General features: G+C 68.6%; 21 protein-coding genes. 13 read left to right on the top strand and 8 right to left on the bottom strand.

The genetic code is table 11. The annotated features are described in order from the left end of the window. The first annotated feature begins 87 nt into the window (after positions 1-87). Together K3M67_RS15640 and K3M67_RS15635 are read left to right on the top strand one after the other, a co-directional pair. A complete protein-coding gene (locus tag K3M67_RS15640) occupies positions 88-2,229 on the top strand; it encodes an AsmA family protein (RefSeq protein ID WP_285831929.1) in 2,142 nt (713 codons plus the stop codon). Positions 2,230-2,284: 55 nt separating this feature from the next. After that, positions 2,285-2,698 (top strand): VOC family protein, encoded by a 414-nt coding sequence (locus K3M67_RS15635; protein ID WP_066864732.1) that lies wholly within the window; start codon positions 2,285-2,287, stop codon positions 2,696-2,698. A 63-nt stretch (positions 2,699-2,761) separates the two neighbouring features. Here the strand turns inward: K3M67_RS15635 and K3M67_RS15630 are convergent, their stop codons facing one another. After that, positions 2,762-3,580, bottom strand: a complete 819-nt coding sequence (locus K3M67_RS15630; protein ID WP_285831928.1) for an inositol monophosphatase family protein — start codon at positions 3,578-3,580, stop codon at positions 2,762-2,764. A gap of 87 nt (positions 3,581-3,667) precedes the next feature. Here K3M67_RS15630 and K3M67_RS15625 point away from each other — a divergent pair, with 87 nt between their 5' ends. Together K3M67_RS15625 and K3M67_RS15620 are read left to right on the top strand one after the other, a co-directional pair. Next, the gene (locus tag K3M67_RS15625) at positions 3,668-4,108 is read left to right on the top strand and encodes a VOC family protein (RefSeq protein WP_066864738.1); all 441 of its coding nucleotides are present in this window, start codon (positions 3,668-3,670) and stop codon (positions 4,106-4,108) included. 48 nt (positions 4,109-4,156) lie between these two features. Continuing rightward, entirely contained in the window at positions 4,157-4,393 is a 237-nt protein-coding gene (locus K3M67_RS15620) for a hypothetical protein (protein WP_066865299.1), read from the top strand. 99 nt (positions 4,394-4,492) lie between these two features. Here the strand turns inward: K3M67_RS15620 and K3M67_RS15615 are convergent, their stop codons facing one another. Continuing rightward, on the bottom strand, positions 4,493-5,428 hold the full coding sequence (locus K3M67_RS15615; RefSeq protein ID WP_066864741.1) for a ribose-phosphate pyrophosphokinase: 936 nt from the start codon (positions 5,426-5,428) through the stop codon (positions 4,493-4,495). A gap of 119 nt (positions 5,429-5,547) precedes the next feature. Between K3M67_RS15615 and K3M67_RS15610 the strand changes: the two genes are divergently transcribed. Together K3M67_RS15610 and gltX are read left to right on the top strand one after the other, a co-directional pair. Beyond that, positions 5,548-7,209, top strand: coding sequence for an NAD+ synthase (locus K3M67_RS15610; protein WP_066864744.1), 1,662 nt, complete (start codon positions 5,548-5,550; stop codon positions 7,207-7,209). 100 nt (positions 7,210-7,309) lie between these two features. Next, positions 7,310-8,638, top strand: coding sequence for a glutamate--tRNA ligase (gltX, locus tag K3M67_RS15605; protein ID WP_285831927.1), 1,329 nt, complete (start codon positions 7,310-7,312; stop codon positions 8,636-8,638). A gap of 20 nt (positions 8,639-8,658) precedes the next feature. Here the strand turns inward: gltX and K3M67_RS15600 are convergent, their stop codons facing one another. The 4 genes from K3M67_RS15600 to hemC form a co-directional block, all read right to left on the bottom strand. Next, complete coding sequence (locus tag K3M67_RS15600) at positions 8,659-9,408, bottom strand: esterase/lipase family protein (RefSeq protein WP_285831926.1); 750 nt, start codon at positions 9,406-9,408, stop codon at positions 8,659-8,661. A 129-nt stretch (positions 9,409-9,537) separates the two neighbouring features. After that, entirely contained in the window at positions 9,538-10,431 is an 894-nt protein-coding gene (locus K3M67_RS15595; RefSeq protein ID WP_232313895.1) for a hypothetical protein, read from the bottom strand. Further along, the gene (locus K3M67_RS15590) at positions 10,428-11,111 is read right to left on the bottom strand and encodes a uroporphyrinogen-III synthase (RefSeq protein ID WP_066864753.1); all 684 of its coding nucleotides are present in this window, start codon (positions 11,109-11,111) and stop codon (positions 10,428-10,430) included. Before K3M67_RS15590 ends, K3M67_RS15595 begins: the two co-directional genes overlap by 4 nt. Then, the gene (gene hemC / locus K3M67_RS15585; protein WP_285831925.1) at positions 11,108-12,049 is read right to left on the bottom strand and encodes a hydroxymethylbilane synthase; all 942 of its coding nucleotides are present in this window, start codon (positions 12,047-12,049) and stop codon (positions 11,108-11,110) included. The genes K3M67_RS15590 and hemC overlap by 4 nt, the downstream gene beginning before the upstream one ends. Before the next feature lie 44 nt (positions 12,050-12,093). Here hemC and tsaD point away from each other — a divergent pair, with 44 nt between their 5' ends. The 3 genes from tsaD to K3M67_RS15570 are packed head-to-tail and all read left to right on the top strand — an operon-like array spanning position 12,094 to position 15,706. Continuing rightward, positions 12,094-13,128: a tRNA (adenosine(37)-N6)-threonylcarbamoyltransferase complex transferase subunit TsaD gene (tsaD, locus tag K3M67_RS15580; RefSeq protein WP_066865305.1), complete on the top strand. Its 1,035-nt coding sequence runs from the start codon at positions 12,094-12,096 to the stop codon at positions 13,126-13,128. Between the two features lie 13 nt (positions 13,129-13,141). Then, positions 13,142-14,113: an NAD(P)H-dependent glycerol-3-phosphate dehydrogenase gene (locus K3M67_RS15575; protein ID WP_285831924.1), complete on the top strand. Its 972-nt coding sequence runs from the start codon at positions 13,142-13,144 to the stop codon at positions 14,111-14,113. Between the two features lie 45 nt (positions 14,114-14,158). Beyond that, on the top strand, positions 14,159-15,706 hold the full coding sequence (locus K3M67_RS15570) for a lipopolysaccharide biosynthesis protein (protein WP_443018179.1): 1,548 nt from the start codon (positions 14,159-14,161) through the stop codon (positions 15,704-15,706). A 42-nt stretch (positions 15,707-15,748) separates the two neighbouring features. Here K3M67_RS15570 and K3M67_RS15565 read toward each other — a convergent pair whose 3' ends face one another. Further along, positions 15,749-16,750, bottom strand: a complete 1,002-nt coding sequence (locus K3M67_RS15565; RefSeq protein ID WP_066864762.1) for an adenosine kinase — start codon at positions 16,748-16,750, stop codon at positions 15,749-15,751. Positions 16,751-16,877: 127 nt separating this feature from the next. Between K3M67_RS15565 and K3M67_RS15560 the strand changes: the two genes are divergently transcribed. Continuing rightward, a complete protein-coding gene (locus K3M67_RS15560; RefSeq protein WP_285831923.1) occupies positions 16,878-17,549 on the top strand; it encodes an EI24 domain-containing protein in 672 nt (223 codons plus the stop codon). Continuing rightward, positions 17,546-17,917, top strand: coding sequence for a hypothetical protein (locus K3M67_RS15555; protein ID WP_066864769.1), 372 nt, complete (start codon positions 17,546-17,548; stop codon positions 17,915-17,917). Before K3M67_RS15560 ends, K3M67_RS15555 begins: the two co-directional genes overlap by 4 nt. Positions 17,918-18,457: 540 nt before the next feature. On the opposite strand, the gene queG is transcribed toward K3M67_RS15555, so the two are convergent. Continuing rightward, positions 18,458-19,483 carry a tRNA epoxyqueuosine(34) reductase QueG gene (gene queG, locus K3M67_RS15550; protein ID WP_502958907.1) on the bottom strand — a complete coding sequence of 342 codons (1,026 nt, stop codon included), beginning with the start codon at positions 19,481-19,483 and terminating at the stop codon, positions 18,458-18,460. A gap of 55 nt (positions 19,484-19,538) precedes the next feature. Here queG and K3M67_RS15545 point away from each other — a divergent pair, with 55 nt between their 5' ends. After that, a complete protein-coding gene (locus K3M67_RS15545) occupies positions 19,539-20,528 on the top strand; it encodes an ABC transporter ATP-binding protein (protein ID WP_285832954.1) in 990 nt (329 codons plus the stop codon). Next, positions 20,525-21,715, top strand: a complete 1,191-nt coding sequence (locus tag K3M67_RS15540) for an ABC transporter permease (protein WP_066864774.1) — start codon at positions 20,525-20,527, stop codon at positions 21,713-21,715. The genes K3M67_RS15545 and K3M67_RS15540 overlap by 4 nt, the downstream gene beginning before the upstream one ends. Positions 21,716-21,721 lie beyond the last annotated feature (6 nt).

The following is a 21,721-nucleotide window of genomic DNA, read 5'->3' as shown; positions in this document are numbered from 1 at the left end:
TATCGCGAAGGGCGGCCCATAGTCGGGCAAGCCCGCAAAAGCAAGCGATTCGGAGCCAAAATGACAGGGCCGCGTTGATGCCGTGCCATGGCCGACGCCGCCCCTTCCCCGCCCCCTCCCGGCTGGCGCGATCACGCCCGACGCGGGCGGGATCGCTGGCGCCGCCTGCCGCTGGCGGCGCGTGTCCTGCTCTGGATCATCGGCCTGATCCTCGCGCTCTGGCTGATCCTGTTCATCACCAAGGGGCGGTTCCTGAAAGCGCCGTTCGAACGCGTGATGACCGGCCAGCTGGAGCGGCAGGTGCGCGTCGGCGGCGATTTCCAGCTTTATTTCGCGCCGATCGCCATCAAGTTCCGGGCCGAAGGGCTGCGCATCGCCAACCTGCCCTGGGCGAGCCGCCCGGATCTGTTCCACGCCGACCTTATCGACATGCGGATCGCGCCGCTCAGCCTGATCTTCGGCGACCGCTATCGCCTGCCCTGGCTGGAACTGCGCAACGCCGCCGCCGACCTGGAATGGTCGCGCGACCGGCAGCATAATACATGGACGCTGGGCGATCCCGATCGCAAGGGCGAGCCGATCACCCTGCCGCTGATCCGTCGCGCGCTGCTGGCGGGCACGACGCTGCGCTATCGCGACCCGGTGATGCAGCTGGCGACCGACATCCGGTTCGAGACGGCGAAGGCGCGGGATACGCGCTTTGCCAGCGACCTGCGCTTTGCGGGCGACGGGACGATGCGCGACCGGCCCTTCACCCTGACGGGCGGGCTGCTGTCGCCCAACGAGACGATGACGGGCGGCCGCAACAGCCTGGCCCTGCGCGCGGTGGCGGGGGCGACGGTGCTGGAGGTGAGCGGATCGCTGCCGGGCGCGACCGAGCTGGAGGGGAGCGACCTGCGGCTGGTGACGACCGGTCCCAATCTGAGCCTGCTGTTCGATTTCCTGGGCGTCGCCATTCCCGACACGCGGCGCTATCGCTTCACCTCCGCGCTGACCAAGGCCGGGGAGGAATGGCGCTTCACCCATCTGAAGGGCCGGTTCGGCGACAGCGACCTGGCCGGGCGGATGACCGTGTCGCTGCCGAAGAACCGCCTGCTGATCGACGCCGACCTCGTCACCCGGACGCTCGACATCGTCGATGTCGGCCCCTTCATCGGCTATGATCCGCAGCGGCTGGAAGCGCAGGGCGCGGACGGCGCGATCGAGACGGTCGGCGGCGCGCCGCGCATCCTGCCCGACGCGCCGTTGCGGGTGGAGGCGATCCGCAATTTCGACGCCAATGTCCGCTATGCCGTCCGCACCATCCGCGCCCCCAATGTCCCCATCGCCAACGCGGCGGTGACGGTAAAGCTGGACCGCAGCCTGCTGACCCTGTCGCCGCTGACCTTCGACATGTCGGGCGGCCATGTCGCGTCCGACATCGAAATCGACGCCCGCCGGTCGCCGGTACGCACCCGCTATGACATCCGCCTGGCGCCGACGCCCATGGGCAGGCTGCTCGCCCGCTGGGGGGTGGAGGAATCGGGCACCACCGGCACCATCAAGGGACGGGTGCAGATGACCGGGCTGGGCGACACGCTGCATGAGTCGCTCGGCAGCGCGAACGGGCGGATCGCGGTGATCCTGCCCGCCGGGTCGATGTGGGCGCGCAATGTCCAGCTATCCGAACTGGATGTCGGCACCTTCGTCACCAAGATGTTCGCCGGGAAGCTGAAACAGCCGGTGGAGATCAACTGCGGCCTCATCGCCTTCACCGTGCGCAACGGCGTGGCGGCGGCGGACCCGATCCTGATCGACACGAAGAAGAATGTGATGCTGGGGCGCGGCGGATTTTCGTTCCGGAACGAGAGGCTCGACCTCGTCTTCCGCGCCGACGGCAAGAAGATCAGCCTGTTTTCCGGCCAGTCGCCGGTCGGCGTCAACGGATGGTTCGCCAGGCCCCGCATCGACGTGATCAGCCCCGAACTGCTGGCGCGCGGCGGCGCGGCGGCGGCATTGGGCGTGGCGGCCAGTCCGCTCGCGGCGGTGCTGGCCTTCGCCGATGTCGGCGACGCCAAGGCTGCGGCCTGCGGCCCGGTGCTGGCCGGCGCCGATGCCCAGGCGCAGCGGACCAGAGGCGGCAAGCCGCGCGACGATGTCGGGCGGGGCACCACCGCCAAGGACGAGAAGGGCAAGGGTAGCCGGAAGGAGCAAAAGAGCCAGGACCGGAAATTCCTGGGCATCTTCTGATCGTGATGGCGGGGGTTTATCCTGCGCGGACACCGACTCGAAAAAGGAGAGGGCCATGAGCGAGACTCCCTTCGCCATGCCGGGCGTCACCGCCCATCTCACCATCGGCGACGGCAAGGCAGCCGACGCGATCGATTTCTACAAGGCCGCCTTCGGCGCGACCGAGCAGACCCGGCACATGGCCGAGGATGGCGTGCGGATCATGCACGCCCACCTCATCATCAATGACGGGCCGCTGATGCTGAACGATCATTTTCACGAGATGACGGCGGGCGAACCGGTGCCACCGCCAGCGGGGACGACGCTGCACCTGGAGGTGGACGACGCCGATGCCTGGTGGAGCCGGGCGCTGGACGCCGGGGCGAAGGTTCGCTTCCCGCTCGACAATCAGTTCTGGGGCGCGCGCTACGGCCAGCTGATCGATCCGTTCGGCCATGTCTGGTCGATCGGAGGCCCGATCAGGGCGTGACCCGGCAATCGGCGGCGCGATCCTGTGGGATGTGGCCGCCGTCAGGTACGGCGTTTGCGGCGATCAATGATGGTCATGGGCATGGTCAGGCGCGCCCTGATGGATCGCCTCCAGCACATCCTCCAGCCGCGCCGGATCGCCCAGCGCCAGCACATGGCCCTCGCTCTCCGCCGTCAGCGGCTCGCCATTCCAGTCGCACATCAGGCCGCCCGCGCCCTCGACCACCGGCACCAGCGCGGCGAAGTCATAGCTCTGGAGGCCCGATTCGATCACGATGTCGAGAAAGCCCGACGCCAGCAGGCCATAATTATAGCAGTCGCCGCCATAGACCGGCCCCTGGCGCGGCGACCCGCCGGACACGGCGGCGACCAGCGCCATATAGTGCGGCACGTCGCCATCCGCGAACAGGTGGGGGCTGGTGGTGGCTATCCCTGCCCCCTCCAGTCCCTTGCACGCGCGGGTGCGGACCGGCGCGCCGTTGAAGGTCGTCGGCTGGCCTGCCATCCCGGCCCAGCGTTCCCGCGCGATCGGCTGGTCGATGATGCCGATCGTCGGCCAGCCGCCCTGGGTCAGCGCGATCAGCGTGCCGAAGATCGGCCGCCCGGCGATGAAGCTGCGCGTCCCGTCGATCGGATCGAGAATCCACACCCGCTCGGCATCCTCGCGCACCGATCCATATTCCTCGCCGATGATGCCGTCGCCGGGGCGTTCCTGTTCCAGGATCGCGCGGATCGCGGCTTCGGCAGCGCGATCGGCCTCCGTCACCGGCGACTTGTCCGCCTTGATCTCCAGATCATAGCGGGCGCGGAAAAAGGGGCGGATGGCCGCAGCGGCGGCATCGGCAAGGCGGTTGGCAAGGGCCAGGTCGTCGCGGGTCGTCATGGCTGCTTCGCCTAGCCCGTCGGGACGGGCTGCGCTAGACTGGCCGCGTCCCGAATCCGACAAGCCGGATGCGGGGGGAGAGGAAAGATGCCCGGTTCGCCCGCGATTCCCTGCCTGCGCTACGCCGATGCGCCCGCCGCCATCGACTTTCTGTGCGACGCCTTCGGCTTCACCCGCCACGCCGTCTATCCCGACGATCACGATCCCGGCATCATCCATCATGCGCAACTGGTGCTGGGGCCAGAACAGGGGCGGGGCATGGTGATGCTGGGCAGCGTCAAGGACATGGAAGGCGAATCGCTCTTCACCTGGTCGACGGCGCGCGACCTGGGCGGGGTGACGGGGTGCGTCTATGTCGTCGTGCCCGATCCCGACGCCCATTGCCTCCATGCCCGCAACGAAGGCGCGGTGGTGGTGCAGGAGCCGAGCGACAATGACGGCTATCCGGGGCGCGGCTATACCGCGCTCGACCCGGAGGGCAATGTCTGGAGCTTCGGCAGCTATGATCCCTGGGTGCCGATCAGTTAAGCCTTCCGAAACCCCGCCCTTCTAGCTTGGGGCCGGAAAGGGATGGTCATGGCGCTGGTCGGCTGGATATTGAGCTTCATCTGCCTGTTCGCGGGCCTCGCCCTGCGGCAGGATCTGCCCGTCGGCGGATCGGCGACGATCGCCAATATGCTGATCCTCTGCGCGCTGCTCGCCTGCCCGATGATCTGGCGCGATCGGCCGCTGGGCGTGTCGCGCGGCCAGCGGATCATCACTGGGCTGGCGCTGGTGTTCGCGCTGCCCCTGATCCTGATCCCGACGCATTGAGGTACAACGAAAAAGCCGCCGGAACCGGTCCGACGGCTGAAAGATCTTCCCCGATCTGACAGGCTGGCGACCGACAGGCGCCGCCAGCCCTATGTCCTTCTAGTCGAACAGGCTGGAGACCGAGCTTTCGTCGGCGATGCGCTTGATCGCTTCGCCCAGCAGGGGGGCGATGGGCAGGTGGCGGATGCGCTGGGCGCCGATCACCGCGTCGGTGCCCTGGATCGAGTCGGTGATGACCAGTTCCAGCAACTCCGACGCCTCGACGCGGGCGACCGCGCCGCCCGACAGCACGCCATGGCTGACATAGGCAATGACATCCTCGGCGCCAGCCGCCTTGAGTGCGGCGGCGGCGTTGCAGAGCGTGCCGGCCGAATCGACGATATCGTCGATCAGGATGCAGAAGCGGCCCTTCACGTCGCCGATGATGTTCATGACTTCGGATTCGCCGGCGCGCTCGCGGCGCTTGTCGACGATGGCGAGCGGGGCGTTGTCGAGCCGCTTGGCCAGCGCGCGCGCGCGCACCACGCCGCCGACGTCAGGCGACACGACCATGATGTTCCTGTCGCCGAAGCGGGCCTGGATGTCGGCCGACATCACCGGCGCGCCGAACAGATTGTCGGTCGGAATGTCGAAGAAGCCCTGGATCTGCCCGGCGTGCAGATCGACCGAGAGGACACGGTCGGCCCCGGCGGTGGTGATGAGGTTGGCGACCAGCTTGGCGCTGATCGGGGTGCGGGGGCCGGGCTTCCGGTCCTGGCGGGCATAGCCGAAATAGGGGACGACGGCGGTGATTCGCTTGGCCGACGCGCGCTTGAGCGCATCGATCATGATCAGCAATTCCATCAGATTGTCGTTGGTCGGATAGGCCGTCGACTGGATCACGAACACGTCCTCGCCACGGACATTCTCATGAATTTCAACGAAAACTTCCTCGTCCGCAAAGCGGCGGACGCTGGCGTCGGTCAGGGGGATTTCGATATAGTCGGCGATGGCGGCCGCAAGCGGCTTGTTGGAATTGCCGGTCATGAGTTTCATGAAGAAAACCCCTGTGACGAATTGGTGACGATGCGCGAAACGCGGCCCCTTTAGCGGCGCCGGTCCGATGTGGAAAGGCGCTTTTGCGCCAGCCTTAAAAATGGACTAGGGCGCGGCACATGACCGACAAACTCGTGATCGCGCTCGCGCAGATGACCCAGTCCGTGGGCGACCTGAAGGCCAATGCCGACGCCATGCTGGCATGGCGCGACCGGGCCAGGGGCGCGGACCTGATCGTCTATCCCGAACTCCAGCTGATCGGCTATCCGCCCGAGGATCTCGTGCTTAAGCCCGCGCTGGTCACGCAGGCCAATTACCAGCTGGACCGGCTGGCGCAGGAGACCGCCGATGGCGGCCCGGCGATGCTGGTCGGCACCGTCGTCGCCTCGCAAGGGGTGCTGTTCAATGTCGTCGCGCTGCTGGAAAATGGCGCCGTCACCGCAATCCGGCAGAAGCGCGAGTTGCCCAATTACGGGACATTCGACGAAAAGCGCCTGTTCGCCCCCGGCCCCCTGCCCGCGCCGATCGACTTCCGGGGCGTGAAGATCGGCGTGCCGATCTGCGAGGATATCTGGTTTCCCTTCGTCACCGCGCATCTTCGGGCCGAGGGCGCGGAAATATTGATCAGCCCCAATGGCAGCCCCTATGAAGTGGACAAGGACGATCGTCGGCTGAACGCCGTGGCGGGCACGCGCGTGCGCGAAACCGGCCTGCCGCTCATCTATCTGAACCGCGTCGGCGGTCAGGACGAGCTGGTGTTCGACGGCGCCTCCTTCGTCATGAACGCCGATTTCAGCCTGGCGCAGCAATTGCCCGACTGGGAGGAGGCGCTGGTGCTGACCAGCTGGGAAAAGTGGGACGGCCAGTGGGTCTGCCTGCCCGGCGAAAAGCATGAACTGGATGACCGCCCGGCCGACATCTACAACGCCATGGTGCTGGGCCTGCGCGACTATGTGAACCGCAACCGCTTTCCGGGCGTGGTGCTGGGGCTTTCAGGGGGCATCGATTCGGCGCTCTCCGCCGCCGTCGCGGTCGATGCGCTGGGCGCCGACCGCGTGTGGTGCGTGATGATGCCGTCGCGCTTCACGAGCCAGGAGAGCCTGGACGATGCGGTCGCGTGCGCGCGCCTGCTCGGCGTCCGGTATGACAGCATCCCGATCGAACCCGCCGTCGCGGCGTTCGACACGATGCTCGCCTCCGTCTTCGAGGGCCGTGCGCGCGACCTGACCGAGGAGAATATCCAGTCGCGCATCCGGGGCGTGACGCTGATGGCCCTGTCCAACAAATATGGCCATATGCTGCTCACCACCGGCAACAAGAGCGAGATGTCGGTCGGCTATGCCACCATCTATGGCGACATGGCGGGCGGCTATTCGGTGCTGAAGGACGCCTACAAGACGACCGTCTTCGACCTGTGCCGCTGGCGCAACGAGAATGTGCCGTCGCTTGGGCTTGGCTATGGCCCGGCCGGTCCGGTGATGCCCGAGCGCGTCATCACCAAGCCGCCGAGCGCCGAATTGCGCGACAACCAGCGCGACGACGACAGCCTGCCGCCCTATGAGATACTGGATCCGATCCTCTACGGCCTGGTCGAGGAGGAATTGTCGGTCGACGAACTGGTCGGGCGCGGCTTCGAGAAGGAGACTGTCGCGCGGATCGAGCGGCTGCTCTATATCGCCGAATATAAGCGCCGCCAGTCGCCGCCGGGCGTGAAGCTGGGCATCCGCAATTTCGGCCGCGACCGCCGCTATCCGATCACCAACGGTTTTCGGACCATCTGAGTTTGAAGACCGTTCGGGCTGAGCCTGTCGAAGCCCTGTTCTTTCTTGAAAAAAAGTGCAGCCCTTCGACAGGCTCAGGGCGAACGGCGTAGGGATATTCATGACCGTCATCACCCGCTTCGCCCCCTCTCCGACCGGCCATCTCCATGTCGGCAATATCCGCGCCGCGCTCCACAACTGGCTGTGGGCGAGGAAGTCCGGCGGCCGCTTCCTGCTGCGTCTGGACGATACCGACCTGGAGCGTTCGCGCCCCGAATATGCCGAATCGATCAAGGCGGACCTGGCCTGGCTCGGCCTCAACCAGGACGGCGAGGAGAAGCAGTCCGAGCGCTTCGCCCTCTATGAGGCGCGGTTCGAGGCGCTCAGGGCGTCCGGCCATGTCTATCCGGCCTATGAGACGAGCCAGGAACTGGACCTGCGCCGCAAGATCCTGCTCGGCCGCGGGCTGCCGCCCGTCTATGACCGCGCCGCACTGTCGCTGACCGCCGACCAGATCGCGGCCCATGAAGCAGAAGGCCGCACGCCGCACTGGCGTTTCAAACTGGACCATGACCGGCCGATCGTCTGGACCGACCTGATCCGGGGCGAGCAGCGCTTCGATCCCAGATTGCTGTCCGATCCCGTCATCCGCCGCGCCGACGGCAGCTGGCTCTACATGCTCCCATCGGTCATCGACGATGTCGACATGGGCGTCACCCATGTGCTGCGCGGCGAGGATCATGTGTCCAACACCGCAACCCAGATCCAGATGTTCGCCGCGCTAGGCGCGTCGCTGCCGCAGTTCGCGCATGAGGCGCTGCTGACCGGCAGCGAAGGCAAGCTGTCCAAGCGGCTGGGATCGCTGGGCGTCGCCCATTTCCGCGAGATCGGGCTGGAGCCGATGGCGATCGCGTCTCTGCTGGCGCGGCTGGGTAGTTCGATGCCCGTCGAGCCGTTTGCGGACATGCAGCCACTGATCGACAGTTTCGACTTCGGTCATTTCGGCCGCGCGCCCGCGCGCTTCGACGAGGGCGAACTGGCAAGCCTGAACCAGAAGATCGTCCATCTCCTGCCCTACGACGCCGTCGCCGATCGGCTGCCCGCAGGCGTCGATGAAGCCGCCTGGGCCGCGATCCGCCCCAATCTGGAGACGGTCGCGGGCGCAGCCGACTGGTGGCGCATCGTCACCGGGCCGTTCGACGCGCCGTCACCGGACGCGGCGGATCGCGATTTCCTCGCCGCCGCGCATCGCATCCTGTCGGACGCGCCCTTCGACGCCGAAATCTGGCGCACGTTGACCGGGGCGCTGAAAGACGAGACGGGGCGCAAGGGCAAGGCATTGTTCCTGCCGCTCCGCCGGGCGCTCACCGGGCTGGATCATGGGCCGGACATGGCGCAGTTATTGCCGCTGATCGGGCGGGACGAAGCGTTGGCGCGGTTGGGCCGATAAGGCGCCACCGGCGGTCGCGTTCAGGACCGGATCGCCTCCAGCGCCTTGCCGACGGCGGCGATGCCTTCGGGTGCGGCGGCGAAGCCCATATGGGTGCAGTCGACCTCGATCGCGCGGTCGCGCTCGCCAGCGCGCCCCCTGGCGCATTCCGGCAGGATCACGCCGTCGCGTCGCGACCAGAGCGCAACGGTCGGCACTGGCGGCTTTTCCTCGCGGGTGCAGGGAAAGGGCGGGCGGTCGACCGGGAAGCCCGACACGAGCTGATAGAGGCGCCAGGCATGGTTGGCGCGCGGGTCGCCGGAGAAGGGCGTGCCCATCGTGACCACGCCGCCGACCTTGGCGCAAGCGAACTTCGCATATTCGCGGGCATAGAGGCCGCCCAGGCTCCAGCCGACGAGCGTCACCGGGCCGCCACTCTTCTCGCGGATCGCGTCGACGCAGCGGTCGATCCGGTCGAGACTGTCGGGTTTCGGACCGAAATTGCGCCCCATCCCCCAGTCATGGGCATCATAACCGGCGGCGGCCAGGATATCGCGCAGCCAGCCCATGCGCTGTTCCGACGCCAGCAGGCCGGGTATGAGCAAGATGCTGCGCCCGTCGCCGCGCATACCGTCGGCCAGCATCGCCGCCTGCGCTTTCGTCCGCGCGAGGTCGAAGGGCACCGACAAATTGCCCAGCAACTGTTGCACCGGAGGAAGCGCGGCAGCGCGTGGCCCCGGCGCGAGGCGATCCTTCCAGAATGTGCTGACAGATTGGGCGTAAGGCGGCACGACGACGAATATCCCTGGACCCCGCACCGGCGTGCCGGAGCGGAAAAGATGACATTGTCGTGACAAACGCCCGACACGTCCATCGGTTTCAACTCACGGGATCAACGATTCGTCGTTTGTGACAGGGGTTCAGGGCGCGAGCGGCGATGTCTGGGCGACCGGCGCGCCCTCCGTGCTGCGCAGGGTGCGCGGTTCCAGGATCGCGGCGGTCTCGATCAGGTCGAGTGCGCGGCGGGCTTCCATGTAGCGCCGGGCCATCTGCACCCAGCGTTCGGCAACGGACCGGCCCGGCATATGTTCCACCTCGGCCAGCGCGGCGCTTACCCGCCCCCCGGCGAGATAGCGCAGCGCACGGTCATAGGCCGCCTCGGGCCGGGGCGAGGGCGTGGACGCCTTGCGGATCGTGACCAGCGCGCGCGCCTCATGCTCCAGCGCCGTCCACCAGCCCGCATCGGCGGGCGGCGTCGTCAGCGCATGGCCGATATCGGACAGCCCGGCGCGCAGATCCTCCAGCGTCACCGGTTCGCGCGCGGCATTGATGATGGTGGCGACGGCGCGGGGCTGCGCCTGACCGAAACGCAGCCGCAACTGCCCTTCGATATAGCCGAGCGGCGCGCCATTATCGAGCGCGCGCCGCGCGGCGAAGGCGACCAGCAGCCCTTCGGCGCGCGCCGCATTGGCCGACGCCGCCTGTGCCTCCACCGTGATGCGGGTCAGCCGCTCCTCCAGCTGGACGACGCGGCCGTCGAGCATCTGCGCCGCATCGGCGGTCAGCGGGCGCGGCTGTACGGTGGCCATGGAGCCGCCCGGCATGGGCAGGCTGGCGACGGGCTGAACCTGCGGCGTGCCCCAGCGGCGCTGGACCTGAGGCCAGGCCCAGACGGTCAGCGCGACCCCCAGGGCAAAGGCCAGCAGCATCAGGATCAGCATGGGCAAAAGGCTGCGGCGGCGCTCAGGGGGCGGCGTCACGGTCGTGCTGCCCACCCCATCCCCGTCGCTCATGCTGACCCTTTCGTCCGTCATTGCGCATGTCCTTCGCACAAACGCAGGGCGAGGGCCAGCATCTCGTCATCCTGCGGACGGGCGGGCGCCTGCGCGCTGGCCCAGCCCGGACCGCAGGCGGCCAGCGCCGCCGGGCTGATCGCGACGAGGTGCAGCGCTGCGCGCCGTGCCTCCGGCAACTGCGCCGCCAGCCTTTCCCCCGCGCGCGGGGAATGGACCAACAGGATCGATCCCGCCACGGCGTCGTCCGGCAGGGCGGGATCGGGCGGCAGGCTGGCCATGCTGTAGACCGCGACCCGGCTGATCCGGAGCGTGCCCGACGCCATCGGCGCGACGGTGGTGCCGGCCAGATGCAGCACCCGTTCATGCCCGTCGGCGGCGATCCGCGCCGCGATGGCGCTGCCGTCGCCGGCCCCGATGTTCACGGCGGCAAAGCCTGCGTCGTAAAGCGCCTGCGCGGTCGCCGCGCCGACCGCATAGGCGGGCAGCCCCCGGTAGCGCGCCAGCTCCGCCCCGGCGAGCCGCGCCCCATTGGCGCTGGTGAGCAGCAGGGCATCGAAATTGTCGATCGGCGGCGGGGTCCAGTCGACCGGCTGCGGCGCGAACAGCGGATGCACACGCGCGTCCATCCCCAGCGTCGCCGCCCTGGCCGCCGTCCTGCCCGCCGCCGGCTCGGGCCGCAGGATCAGGACGCGCCTCACGCCCCCGGCCCGGAACCCACGAACAGGGATCGCAGGGCCGGGCTGGCCCGATCGAGCAGCAGCCGGCCGATCGCCTCGGCCGCCGCCTCGTCCCCGCGTGCCAGCCGGGCTTCTTCCCGTACCGTCTCGGCACCGTCCGGGCTGATGATCTCGGCACGCAGGAAGATGCCGTCGCCCTCCACCAGCGCCAGCGCCGCGATCGGCGAATGGCAGGTGCCGCCGAGCCCGCGCAGCACCGCCCGTTCCGCCATCACCGCGTCATGGGTGGCCCGGTCGTCGATCGCCGCCAATGCTTCCAGCACCGGGCGGTTGTCGGCCAGCGCCTCTATCCCCACCGCCCCCTGCGACGGGGCGGGCAACATCGTCTCGATCGGGATCAGCGTGCCGACTTCGCCCTGGTCCAGCCGGTCGAGCCCCGCCGCCGCCAGCAGCGTGGCATGAACCTCGCCCGCCGCCAGCTTGGCGAGGCGCGTCGCCACATTGCCGCGGAACAGGGTGATGGCGGCGTCGGGCCGCAACCTTTTCACCTGCGCAGCGCGGCGCGGCGAACTGGTGCCGACCAGCGGATCGGCCGGCAGCGCGGCGAAGCTCTTCGCGCCGACCAGCTTGTCGCGCACATCGGCGCGCGGCAGCATCGCGGCGATGCGGAAAGCCTGCGGGCGCAGCGTCTCCACATCCTTCATGCTGTGCACCGCAAAGTCGATCTCGCCCGCAAACAGTGCGCGGTCCAGTTCCTTGGTCCACAGCGCCTTGCCGCCAATCTCGGCCAGCGCGCGATCCTGTATCCGGTCGCCGCTGGTCTGTACGGTGACGATTTCGATGGCGTCCTCGCCCCAGCCATGGGCGGCGCGCAAGGCCTGCGCGGCCATATGGGCCTGGGCCAGCGCCAGCGGCGATCCCCTGGTGCCCAGGCGCAACGATCGATCGGTGAAAAGCATATGCGGCTTGCTCTAATGGCCACGACCATTAGATGGAAGCGGCAATGACAATCATCCTCGGCCTGGAATCGAGCTGCGACGAAACCGCGGCGGCGCTGGTGACGGCCGACGGCCGGATTCTCGCGCATCGACTCGCGACGCAGGAAGAGGCGCACCGCCCCTATGGCGGCGTCGTGCCCGAAATCGCCGCCCGCGCCCATGTAGAAGCGCTCAGCCCGCTGATCGAGGCGGCGCTGGCTGATGCGAAGATGACGCTTGGCGAGGTGGACGTCATCGCCGCCACCGCCGGGCCGGGCCTGATCGGCGGCGTGATGGTCGGCCTCGTCACCGGCAAGGCGCTGGCCCATGCGGCGGGCAAGCCGCTGGTGGCGGTCAACCATCTGGAGGGCCATGCGCTGTCGCCACGGCTGGCCGACCCGACGCTCCAATTCCCCTATCTGCTGCTGCTCGTGTCGGGCGGCCATTGCCAGCTGCTTCATGTGAAGGGGCCGGGCGACTATGCCCGGCTCGCCACCACGATCGACGATGCGGCGGGCGAAGCCTTCGACAAGACCGCCAAGCTGCTGGGCCTCGGTTATCCCGGCGGCCCGCAGGTGGAAAAGGCGGCGGCGCTTGGCAATGCGAAAGCGGTGCCGCTGCCGCGGCCGCTGGTCGGCACGGCCGAACCGCATTTCTCCTTCGCGGGCCTCAAGAGCGCGGTGATGCGCGCGGTCCAGTCCGGCCAATATTCCACCGAAGACATTGCCGCCTCCTTCCAGCAGGCGGTGATCGACTGTCTGATCGACCGCACCCGCCGCGCGCTGGGGCGGAGCGAGGGCGTGACCGCGCTGGTCGTGGCGGGCGGCGTCGCCGCGAACCAGCCGATCCGCGCCGCGCTCGAACGGCTCGCCGCCGATCATGGCCTGCCCTTCGTCGCGCCGCCGCTGTGGCTGTGCACCGACAATGCGGCGATGATCGCCTGGGCCGGGGCCGAGCGCTATGCAGCGGGGCTGGTCGACGATCTTACCGTTCCCGCCCGGCCGCGCTGGCCGCTCGACCCGGCGGCGGAAAAGGCGCGTGGCGCCGGAGTCAAGGCATGAGGGGCGTGAAGGCATGAAGGCGGGAGTCATCGGCGCGGGCGCCTGGGGCACGGCTCTGGCGCAACTGCTGGCCAGCGACGGTCAGGACGTGGCGCTGTGGGCGCTGGAGCCGGACGTGGTCGACGCGATCAATCGCGGGCACGGAAATCCGCTCTACCTGCCCAATATCCCGCTTTCGCCCTCGATCCGCGCCACTGGCGCGATGACGGACCTGGGAACATGCGAGATGCTACTGGTGGTCAGCCCGGCCCAGCATCTGCGCAGCGTGGTGGCGCAAGCGCCCGCCGGCGTGCCGCTCGTGCTCTGCTCCAAAGGGATAGAGGCAGGCTCCAGCCTGCTCATGTCCGAAGTCTCGCAGCAGGCACAGCCCGGCTCGCCCATCGCCGTGCTGTCCGGCCCGACCTTCGCGCATGAAGTCGCCAAGGGGCTGCCGACCGCCATCACGCTCGCCTGCGAGGACAAGGAACTCGGCCATCGGCTGGCCGCCCGCATCGCCCGCCCCTCCTTCCGCCCCTATCTGTCCGACGACGTGATCGGCGCGGAGATTGGCGGCGCGGTCAAGAATGTGCTCGCCATCGCCTGCGGCGTGGCCGAAGGAGCAGGGCTTGGCCTGAATGCCCGCGCGGCGCTTATTTCGCGCGGGTTCGCCGAAATGACCCGCTTCGGCCTGGCGCGCGGCGCGCGGGCGGAAACGCTGGGCGGCCTTTCGGGCCTGGGCGATCTCGTCCTGACCTGTTCTTCGACCAATTCGCGCAACTTCTCGCTGGGCAAGGGGCTGGGCGAAGGGGCGAGCGCGGCCGACCTGCTGTCCAACCGCCGCACCGTGGCGGAAGGCGCGCATACCGCGCCGGTGCTGCGCGACGCCGCGCGCGCGGCGGGGGTGGAAATGCCGGTGGTGGAGGCGGTGTGCGCTCTGCTGGCCGACGCTGCGCCGTTGGGCCAGGTCATCGACGCGCTGCTGGCCCGCCCGCTGCGGCCCGAATGAGCCGTCGCGCATTCGCTGCATAACATCTAGAATCGATACGAACCAATGACGCAGGGAGAAGAGGCGATTTCGGCGAGGGAGGCATCATTGCCCCACGGTCTGGCCCAGGATGGGCCTGCCCAGGAGCGGGATGACATCGCCGCCCTGGCCAAGGGCGGGCGGACCAATGTCTTCGGCTTCCTGCTGCGCCTCGCCGCGCGCCTGCCCTTCCTGTTCATCGCCGGTCGCTGGTATGGCGCCGATGCGCTGGGGCGCTTCGCCTATGCCGTGCTGGTGGTGGAATTCGTCGCCCAGATCGCGACGCTGGGACTGAAGCGCGGCCTTGCCGGAGCGCTCAGCCAGACCGAGCGACCTCATGCCCATGTCGTGACCGACGCCATGATCGTCACCCTGCTCGCGGCGCTGATCGGATCGGCGATCCTCGTCGCCTTCCCCCACGCGATGTTCCCCAACAGCAACGTCAACGGCCTCGACCGGCTGCTGGCGCTGGTGGTCATCGCGGTGGCAGGATCAGACGTGGCGCTGGCGGCCTGCGCCTATCGCTTCGATGTCGGCGCGACCGTGCGGGCGCGATCGATCATCGAGCCCTGGACGATCAGCATCGGCGCCTTCGCCTTCGCCTTCTATTCGACCCGCGACGGCCTGATCCTGGCCTATGCGGTGTCGATGATCGCCGCGCTGGTGGCGTCCATCATTCCGCTGGCGCGCCATTATGGCCGGCCGCGCGGCTGGCGACCCGATCGCGGCCGGCTCTGGCGGCTGGCGCGCCGCAACCTGCCGCTCGCCGCGGCGGACGGCGTCGAATGGGGATCGCGCCGGCTCGACATGGCGATCCTGGGCCTCTTCGTCAGCCCGGCGGTGATCGGCATCTATTATGTGGCGCAGCAGGTCGCGTCGCTGCCGCAGAAATTGAAGACCAGCTTCGACCCGATCCTGGGGCCGGTCATTACCCGGAACCTCGCTGAAAAGAATCTCGCGGCGATCGCCAAGCAGGTCAGCCAGGTCGGATTCTGGATCATCGCCGCCCAGGCGGGCATCGCGCTGGCGCTGGGCATTCCCGGCGAAGCGGTGATGGGCCTGGTCGGGCCGCATTTCGTCGGCGGCACCGGGGCGCTCGCCTTCCTGCTGCTGGCCGAAGTCGTCGCGGCGACGGCGGTGGTCAGCGAATCGGCACTGGTCTATATCGCCCGCCACCGCAACCTGATGATCTCGCTCGTCATGATCGGGTTGCAGGCGGGGTTCAGCTTTGCGCTGATCCTGGCCGCGCGGGAGATGGACCTGCCGGTGATGTGGGTCGCGGCGGCGCCGGCGCTGGCGCTGTGTCTGGCGCTGGGCGTGGGCGCCTTCGTCAAGGCGCGGCTGCTTTCGCGCCTGCTGGGCGCGCCGATCAACGCCTGGCGCTGGCCGCTGATGAGCGCGGCGGGTGTCGCCTGCATCGTCGGCGCCGGCTTCGTCGCACTGCCGCCGCGCCTGGAATGGGTCGAGCTGGCGGTCGGCATCTGGGCGATCCTGGCCGCCTATGGCCTGGTCATCTGGCGCTGGGGCTTCGGGTCGGACGACCGCGCCCTGTTCCGCAAGCAGAAGGCGGACTGAGCGAAAGGCCCGCCTCTCAAGGGAGAAGCGGGCCTTCGTGCATCAGGCGAACAGCCTGTCGCGGATCACGCCCAGATCCTCTTCGGGGCGCGCGCCCCAGTGCGAGATCACTTCGGCCGCCGCGGCCGCGCCCAGCGCCAGCGCGTCGGCGACGCTGCGGCCGTCGATATGGGCGGCAAGGAAGCCCGAGGCGAACAGGTCGCCAGCGCCGGTCGTGTCGATGATCTGCGAGACCGGCGCGGCGGGCGCTTCATGGCGCACGCCCCCGACGATGGCGACCGCGCCCTTTTCGCTGCGGGTCGACACCAGCACCGGCACCTTGTCGGCGAAGCGGGCCAGCGCCGCTTCGAAATCATCGACCTGCGCGAGCGACTGGATCTCGCCTTCGTTGGAGAAGAGGATGTCGATCCGGCCATTGTCGATCAGGTCGATGAAGTCGGCGCGATGCCGGTCGATCACGAAATTGTCGGACAGGGTGAAGGCGACCTTGCGGCCCGCGCCGCGCGCTGCGTCGATCGCCGCCCGCATCGCCGCGCGCGGCTGCTCGGGGTCCCACAGATAGCCTTCGAGATAGAGGATGCCGGCCGAGCGGATCATGTCGAGGTCGAGCGCCGCTTCGGGCAGGAACTGCGACGCGCCCAGAAAGGTGTTCATCGTCCGCTGCGCGTCGGGCGTCACCAGGATCAGGCAGCGCGCGGTCGGCACGTCACCGCTCATCACCGGCGTGTCGAAGCGGATGCCGAGCGCGCGCACGTCATGCGCGAACACCGCGCCCAGCTGATCATCGTTGACCTGGCCGATGAAGCCGCATTTCTTGCCCAGCGCGGCCAGCCCCGCCAGCGTGTTGGCGGCCGACCCGCCGCTGATTTCCTTTGCCTGGGGCATGTCGGCATAAAGGGTTTCGGCCATGGCGGCGTCGATCAGCTGCATCCCGCCCTTGGTCAGCGCATGTTCGGCCAGGAAGGCGTCGTCGCTGCGGGCGAGAACGTCGACGATGGCGTTGCCGATCGCGACGACGTCAAGAGCGGGTGCGGAAGCGGTCACGCAATATCCTTGTCTGGTGAAGCCAATAAAATTTCGCCGTCTTTATCGGGCCGGGCAGCGCCATGCAACGGCGCCGATCGACCGCGCGCCGATTGACGGGGGAGCCGGGCGGGAGGATAGCAGGGCCATGGTCCTGACCGCCGCCCTGCGCGCCTTTCCGTCCATCTTCCACGGCGCCGCGCTGCGCCTGATGGGCAAGACGCTGATCCTGACGCTGCTGCTGTTCGCCCTGCTCGCCGCCGCGCTGTGGGCCGCGCTCCATGCGCTGCGGCTGCATTTCGGCTGGGGGGCGAACGGGGCCTGGGGCGGCGCTGCGGAGGCCGGCGCGACCGCGCTGATCCTGGTCGCGGCGGGATGGCTGCTGTTCCGGGCGACGGCGATGGCGGTGATGGGCCTGTTCGCCGACGACATCATCGAGGCGGTCGAACGCGCCGATTATCCCCATGCCGACGCCCGGCCGGTCGGCTGGGCGCGCAGCCTGCGCTTCGCGCTCCGCTCGATCGGCCGCACGATCGGCTGGAACATCGCCGCCCTGCCTGCCTATATCCTGCTGATGGTGACGGGGGTGGGGACGATCGGGCTGTTCCTGGCGCTGAACGCCTATCTGCTCGGCCGCGACATGGCCGACATGGTCGAGCCGCGTCATCCCGCCCTGCCGCCCTTGTCGCGCAGCGGCCGGTGGCTCATGGGCCTCGTTTCGGCGATATTCTTCCTGGTGCCGGTCGCCAACCTGCTTGCGCCGATCTTCAGCGCGGCTATGGCGGTCCATATGCTGCTTGGACGAAAGACCTCCGCATGAGCTTGCGCTCCGGCTTCGCCGCGCTGCTGGCGCTGCCGCTGGCCGCCTGCGGGGCGGGCACGATCGTCCCGCCCGGCGCGCCGGTCGCGCCCCCGCCCGGCCCGCCCGCCAGCGCTTTCCTGAAACAGGGGCCGCTGCTGGGATCGGACGCGCGCAGGCTGACGCAGATGTTCGGCGCGCCCCGGCTCGACATTCGCGAGACGACCGTGCGCAAGCTGCAATTCGCCAATGGCCGCTGCGTGCTGGACGCCTATCTCTACGCCCCGGCGCGGGGGAAGGAGCCGGTGGTGACGCATGTCGATGCCCGGTCGCCGTCGGGAACGGATGTCGATCCGGCCGCCTGCGCGACCGCGTTGCAGGCGAAATAGGCGCACCGACAGGGTCACGGTGGCGAAGTTCACACCGTCGCTGGTATTTTTCCCGACGCATTTCTTGGGTTTTTGGGCAAGGTCGCGCCACCCACGCGTCATCCACGCGCCGGTGACGCGCCTCTTGCGCGTCGGGTGGGTCACGATGACGCGCCTGTCGCGTGCCAGCGACGCGTCATGTGGGTCACGGCTGCGCGTCGGCGGGGTCATCATGGACGGGGGAAGACGTGCTGATCCATCGCACAGGATAGATCAGAGGAAATCCTACATTGGAAGGGGAATAGGATGGGCGAACCGGGGGCGCCATTTTCTTGTTCCGCATCTTTGGTGTTTCCGCGCGAAATTTCGATCATCCGGAAGCAGGGCCATCTGCCCAAAGCTGCGCGCGCGGCGAGGTCAGGCGAGCGGTTCCCGCGTTGGCCTTCGGCCGCCCTTCGGGTCGCTGGGGTGACGGTAATATGGGATGGCCGCGTTCGAGCGGCGTCGCACCGCGCTTGACTGTCCGCCTCTGGTCGCAAGCGGAGGACCGACCGCGCCGCCTTAGCCCGACAGCTTGCCAATCGCCCATCGCGCAGCCTCCGCAACCACCGGGTCTTCGTCTTGCACCAGCGCCTGCAACCGGCCCAGCAGCCTTGCGTCGCCGCTATTGCCTGCCGCGATGGCGGCGTTGCGGACCAGGCGGTTGCGGCCGATGCGCTTGATCGGGGAGCCGGAGAAAATCTCGCGGAAGGTGGCGTCGTCCAGATCGAGCAGGTCGCCGATTGCGGGCGCGGCCAGTTCCGCCCGGCCGACGAAGGCCCGGTTGGCCGCCGCCGTATCGGCGAACTTGTTCCACGGGCAGACCGCCAGACAATCGTCGCAGCCATAGACGCGGTTGCCGATCCCGGCGCGCAGCTCCTCCGGGATCGGCCCCTTATGCTCGATGGTGAGGTAGGAGATGCAACGCCGCGCATCCACCATATAGGGCGCCGGGAAGGCATCGGTTGGGCAGGCGGCGTGGCAGGCGGTGCAACTGCCGCAATGGTCGCGCTCCGGCCCGTCGGCCTCCAGCGCCAGTTCGCTATAGATCGCCCCCAGAAACAGCCAGCTGCCATGGTCGCGGCTGACGAGGTTGCTGTGCTTGCCCTGCCAGCCCAGTCCCCCGCCCTGTGCCAGCGGCTTTTCCATCACCGGCGCGGTATCCACGAAGACCTTCAACGCGCTGGGCTGCTGCTCCACCAGCCAGCGGGCGAGCGCCTTCAATGCCTTCTTGACGACGTCATGATAATCCTTGCCCTGCGCATAGACCGAAAAGCGCGCCCGGTCCGGCACGTCCGCCAGCGCCAGCGGATCGCGCCCCGGCGCATAGCTCATCCCCAGCATGATGACGCTGCGCACGTCGGGCCACAGCGCTTTGGGCGACCCGCGCTGCTGCGCGCGTTCCTCCATCCACAGCATGTCGCCATGATGGCCTGCATCCAGCCACTGGCGCAGCCTTTCCCCAGCCCTGGGCGCGACATCGGCGGGCGCGATGCGGCAGGCGGCGAAGCCCAGCCGCAGCGCCTGCGCCTTCAGCCGCTGTTCCAGGGTTTCGGCCAAGGTTTCGGTTTCCACGGGCATGGGTCCAGACTATCAGGGCGGGATGATCGGCGACACTCCGGCATCGTCCTCCGCTCCAGCGGCCGCCCCGAACCCCGCCTATGCCGTCGAAGGCCATGGGCTTGTCAAGACATTCGGCAGTTTCCGCGCGGTCGACGGGGTCGACATCGCGGTGCCCGCCGGATCCATCTATGGCGTCCTCGGCCCCAATGGCGCGGGCAAGACCACGTTGCTGCGCACGCTGCTGGGCATCGTCGACCCGGACGAGGGGCATCGCCGCCTGCTGGGCGCGGAGCAGCCGCTGCGCATGGCGCGCGCGGTCGGCTACCTGCCGGAGGAACGCGGCCTCTACCCGTCGATGAAGGCGTTTGAAGCGATCGCCTTCATGGGCGCGCTGCGCGGCCTGCCACTGAAATTGGGGCGCGAGCGGGCGAAGGCGATGCTGGAGGGCCATGGCATGGGCGCGTCGATCGACAAGCCGATCCGGCAATTGTCCAAGGGCATGGCCCAGACGGTGCAGCTGTTCGGCACCATCGTCCACCAGCCGCGCCTGATCGTGCTGGACGAGCCCTTTTCGGGCCTGGACGCGATCAACCAGGAGAAGCTGGAGGCGCTGATCCGCGAACAGGCGCGAAACGGCGTCACCATCCTCTTTTCCACCCATGTCATCGCCCATGCCGAGCGGCTGTGCGAGCGCATCGCCATCATCGCGGGCGGTCGCATCCGGTTCGAGGGCACGCCGGCGCAGGCCCGCGACCAACTGCGCGCGCAGGTGCGCCTGCGCACCCGCACGAGCGACGGCGGCTGGCGCCGCGCGCTGCCGCCCGACACCATGGCGGAGGAAGGCGCGTGGCATTTCGCCCTGCCCGACGAAGGGATCGAGCCGCTGCTGCGCGCGCTGATCGACGGGCAGGCGGGAATCGAGAGCCTGTCGATCGAGCGGCCCGGCCTGCACGACGCGTTCGTCGCCATCGCCGGCGCGGCGGCGGCGAAGCAGATGCAACAGGATGACGCGCCGGAGGAGGACGCATGAAGGAATTGTGGCGCGCCGCCTATGTCATCGCGCGGCGGGACTTCACCGCCGTCGTGCTGTCGCGCACCTTCATATTGTTCCTGCTCGGGCCGCTGCTGCCGATCCTGATCGGCTTCGCTTTCGGCGGGCTGGGCGAGAAAATCTCCAGCACCGACCTTCGCCCGATCGTCGGCGTCGCGATGGCGCCGCAGGACAGCGCGGCGCTGGCACGGGCGCACCGGCGCCTGACCGAGCGCATGGGCGAGCAGGCGCTGCCCCGGCTCCAGCGGGTGCCGACCACGCCCAGTCCCCGCGTCCAGCTCGCCCGCGCCGATTCGGAAGTGGTGGCGATCCTTTCCGGCACCATTTCCCACCCGGTGCTGACCGGCAAGGCGCAGGATCTGGACCGATTGCAGGGCGACCTCAGCCTGATTTCCAGCGCGGCCAAGGCGGAGCGGACGCTGCGCCTGGTTCAGGTCGAACGGCAGGAGGTCGCCACCAGCCTGGGCGCGCAGGCGCAGGCGCGGCTGGTGATCGGCCGCATCGCGCAGGTGGTGATGTTCTTCCTCACCATTTTGCTGGCGGGCATGATCCTGTCCAATCTGGTCGAGGAAAAAACTAACAAGATCATAGAGATACTGGCAGCCGCCGTGCCGATCGACGCGATTTTCCTGGGCAAGCTGATGGCGATGCTGGCGATGAGCTTCGTCGGCATCGCCTTCTGGGGCGGCACCGCCTTCGCCATCTTCCTGGCGCTGGGGGGCGGCGCCACCGCCCTGCCCGCGCCGGCGGTGGGCTGGCCAGTCTTCCTGGCGCTGGCGATACTCTATTTCGCCATGGCCTACACGCTGCTCGGGTCTCTGTTCCTGGGGATCGGCGCGCAGGCGGCGACGGTGCGCGAGGTGCAGACGCTCAACATGCCGATCACCATGGGGCAGATGCTGATCTTCTTCTTCGCCAGCTATGCAGTCGATCACATGGGTTCCCCGGCGGAGGTCGCGGCCTGCATCTTCCCCTTCAGCTCGCCCTTCGCGATGATCGCCCGCGCCGCACAGGACGCGACCTTGTGGCCGCATCTCGTCGCGCTGGTCTGGCAGGCGACGTTCGTCGCGCTCATCATCCGGGTGGGCGTCCTGCTGTTCCGCCGCCATGTGATGCAGTCGGGCGGGCGCTGGTGGAAGACGCTGTTCAGGCCCGCGACAGGCTGATGCGGT

The sequence above is a fragment of the Sphingobium sp. V4 genome, assembly GCF_029590555.1.
GTDB lineage: Bacteria > Pseudomonadota > Alphaproteobacteria > Sphingomonadales > Sphingomonadaceae > Sphingobium.
Note: the sequence above shows the minus strand (reverse complement) of the source record. Positions and strands in the feature narration are given on the sequence as shown.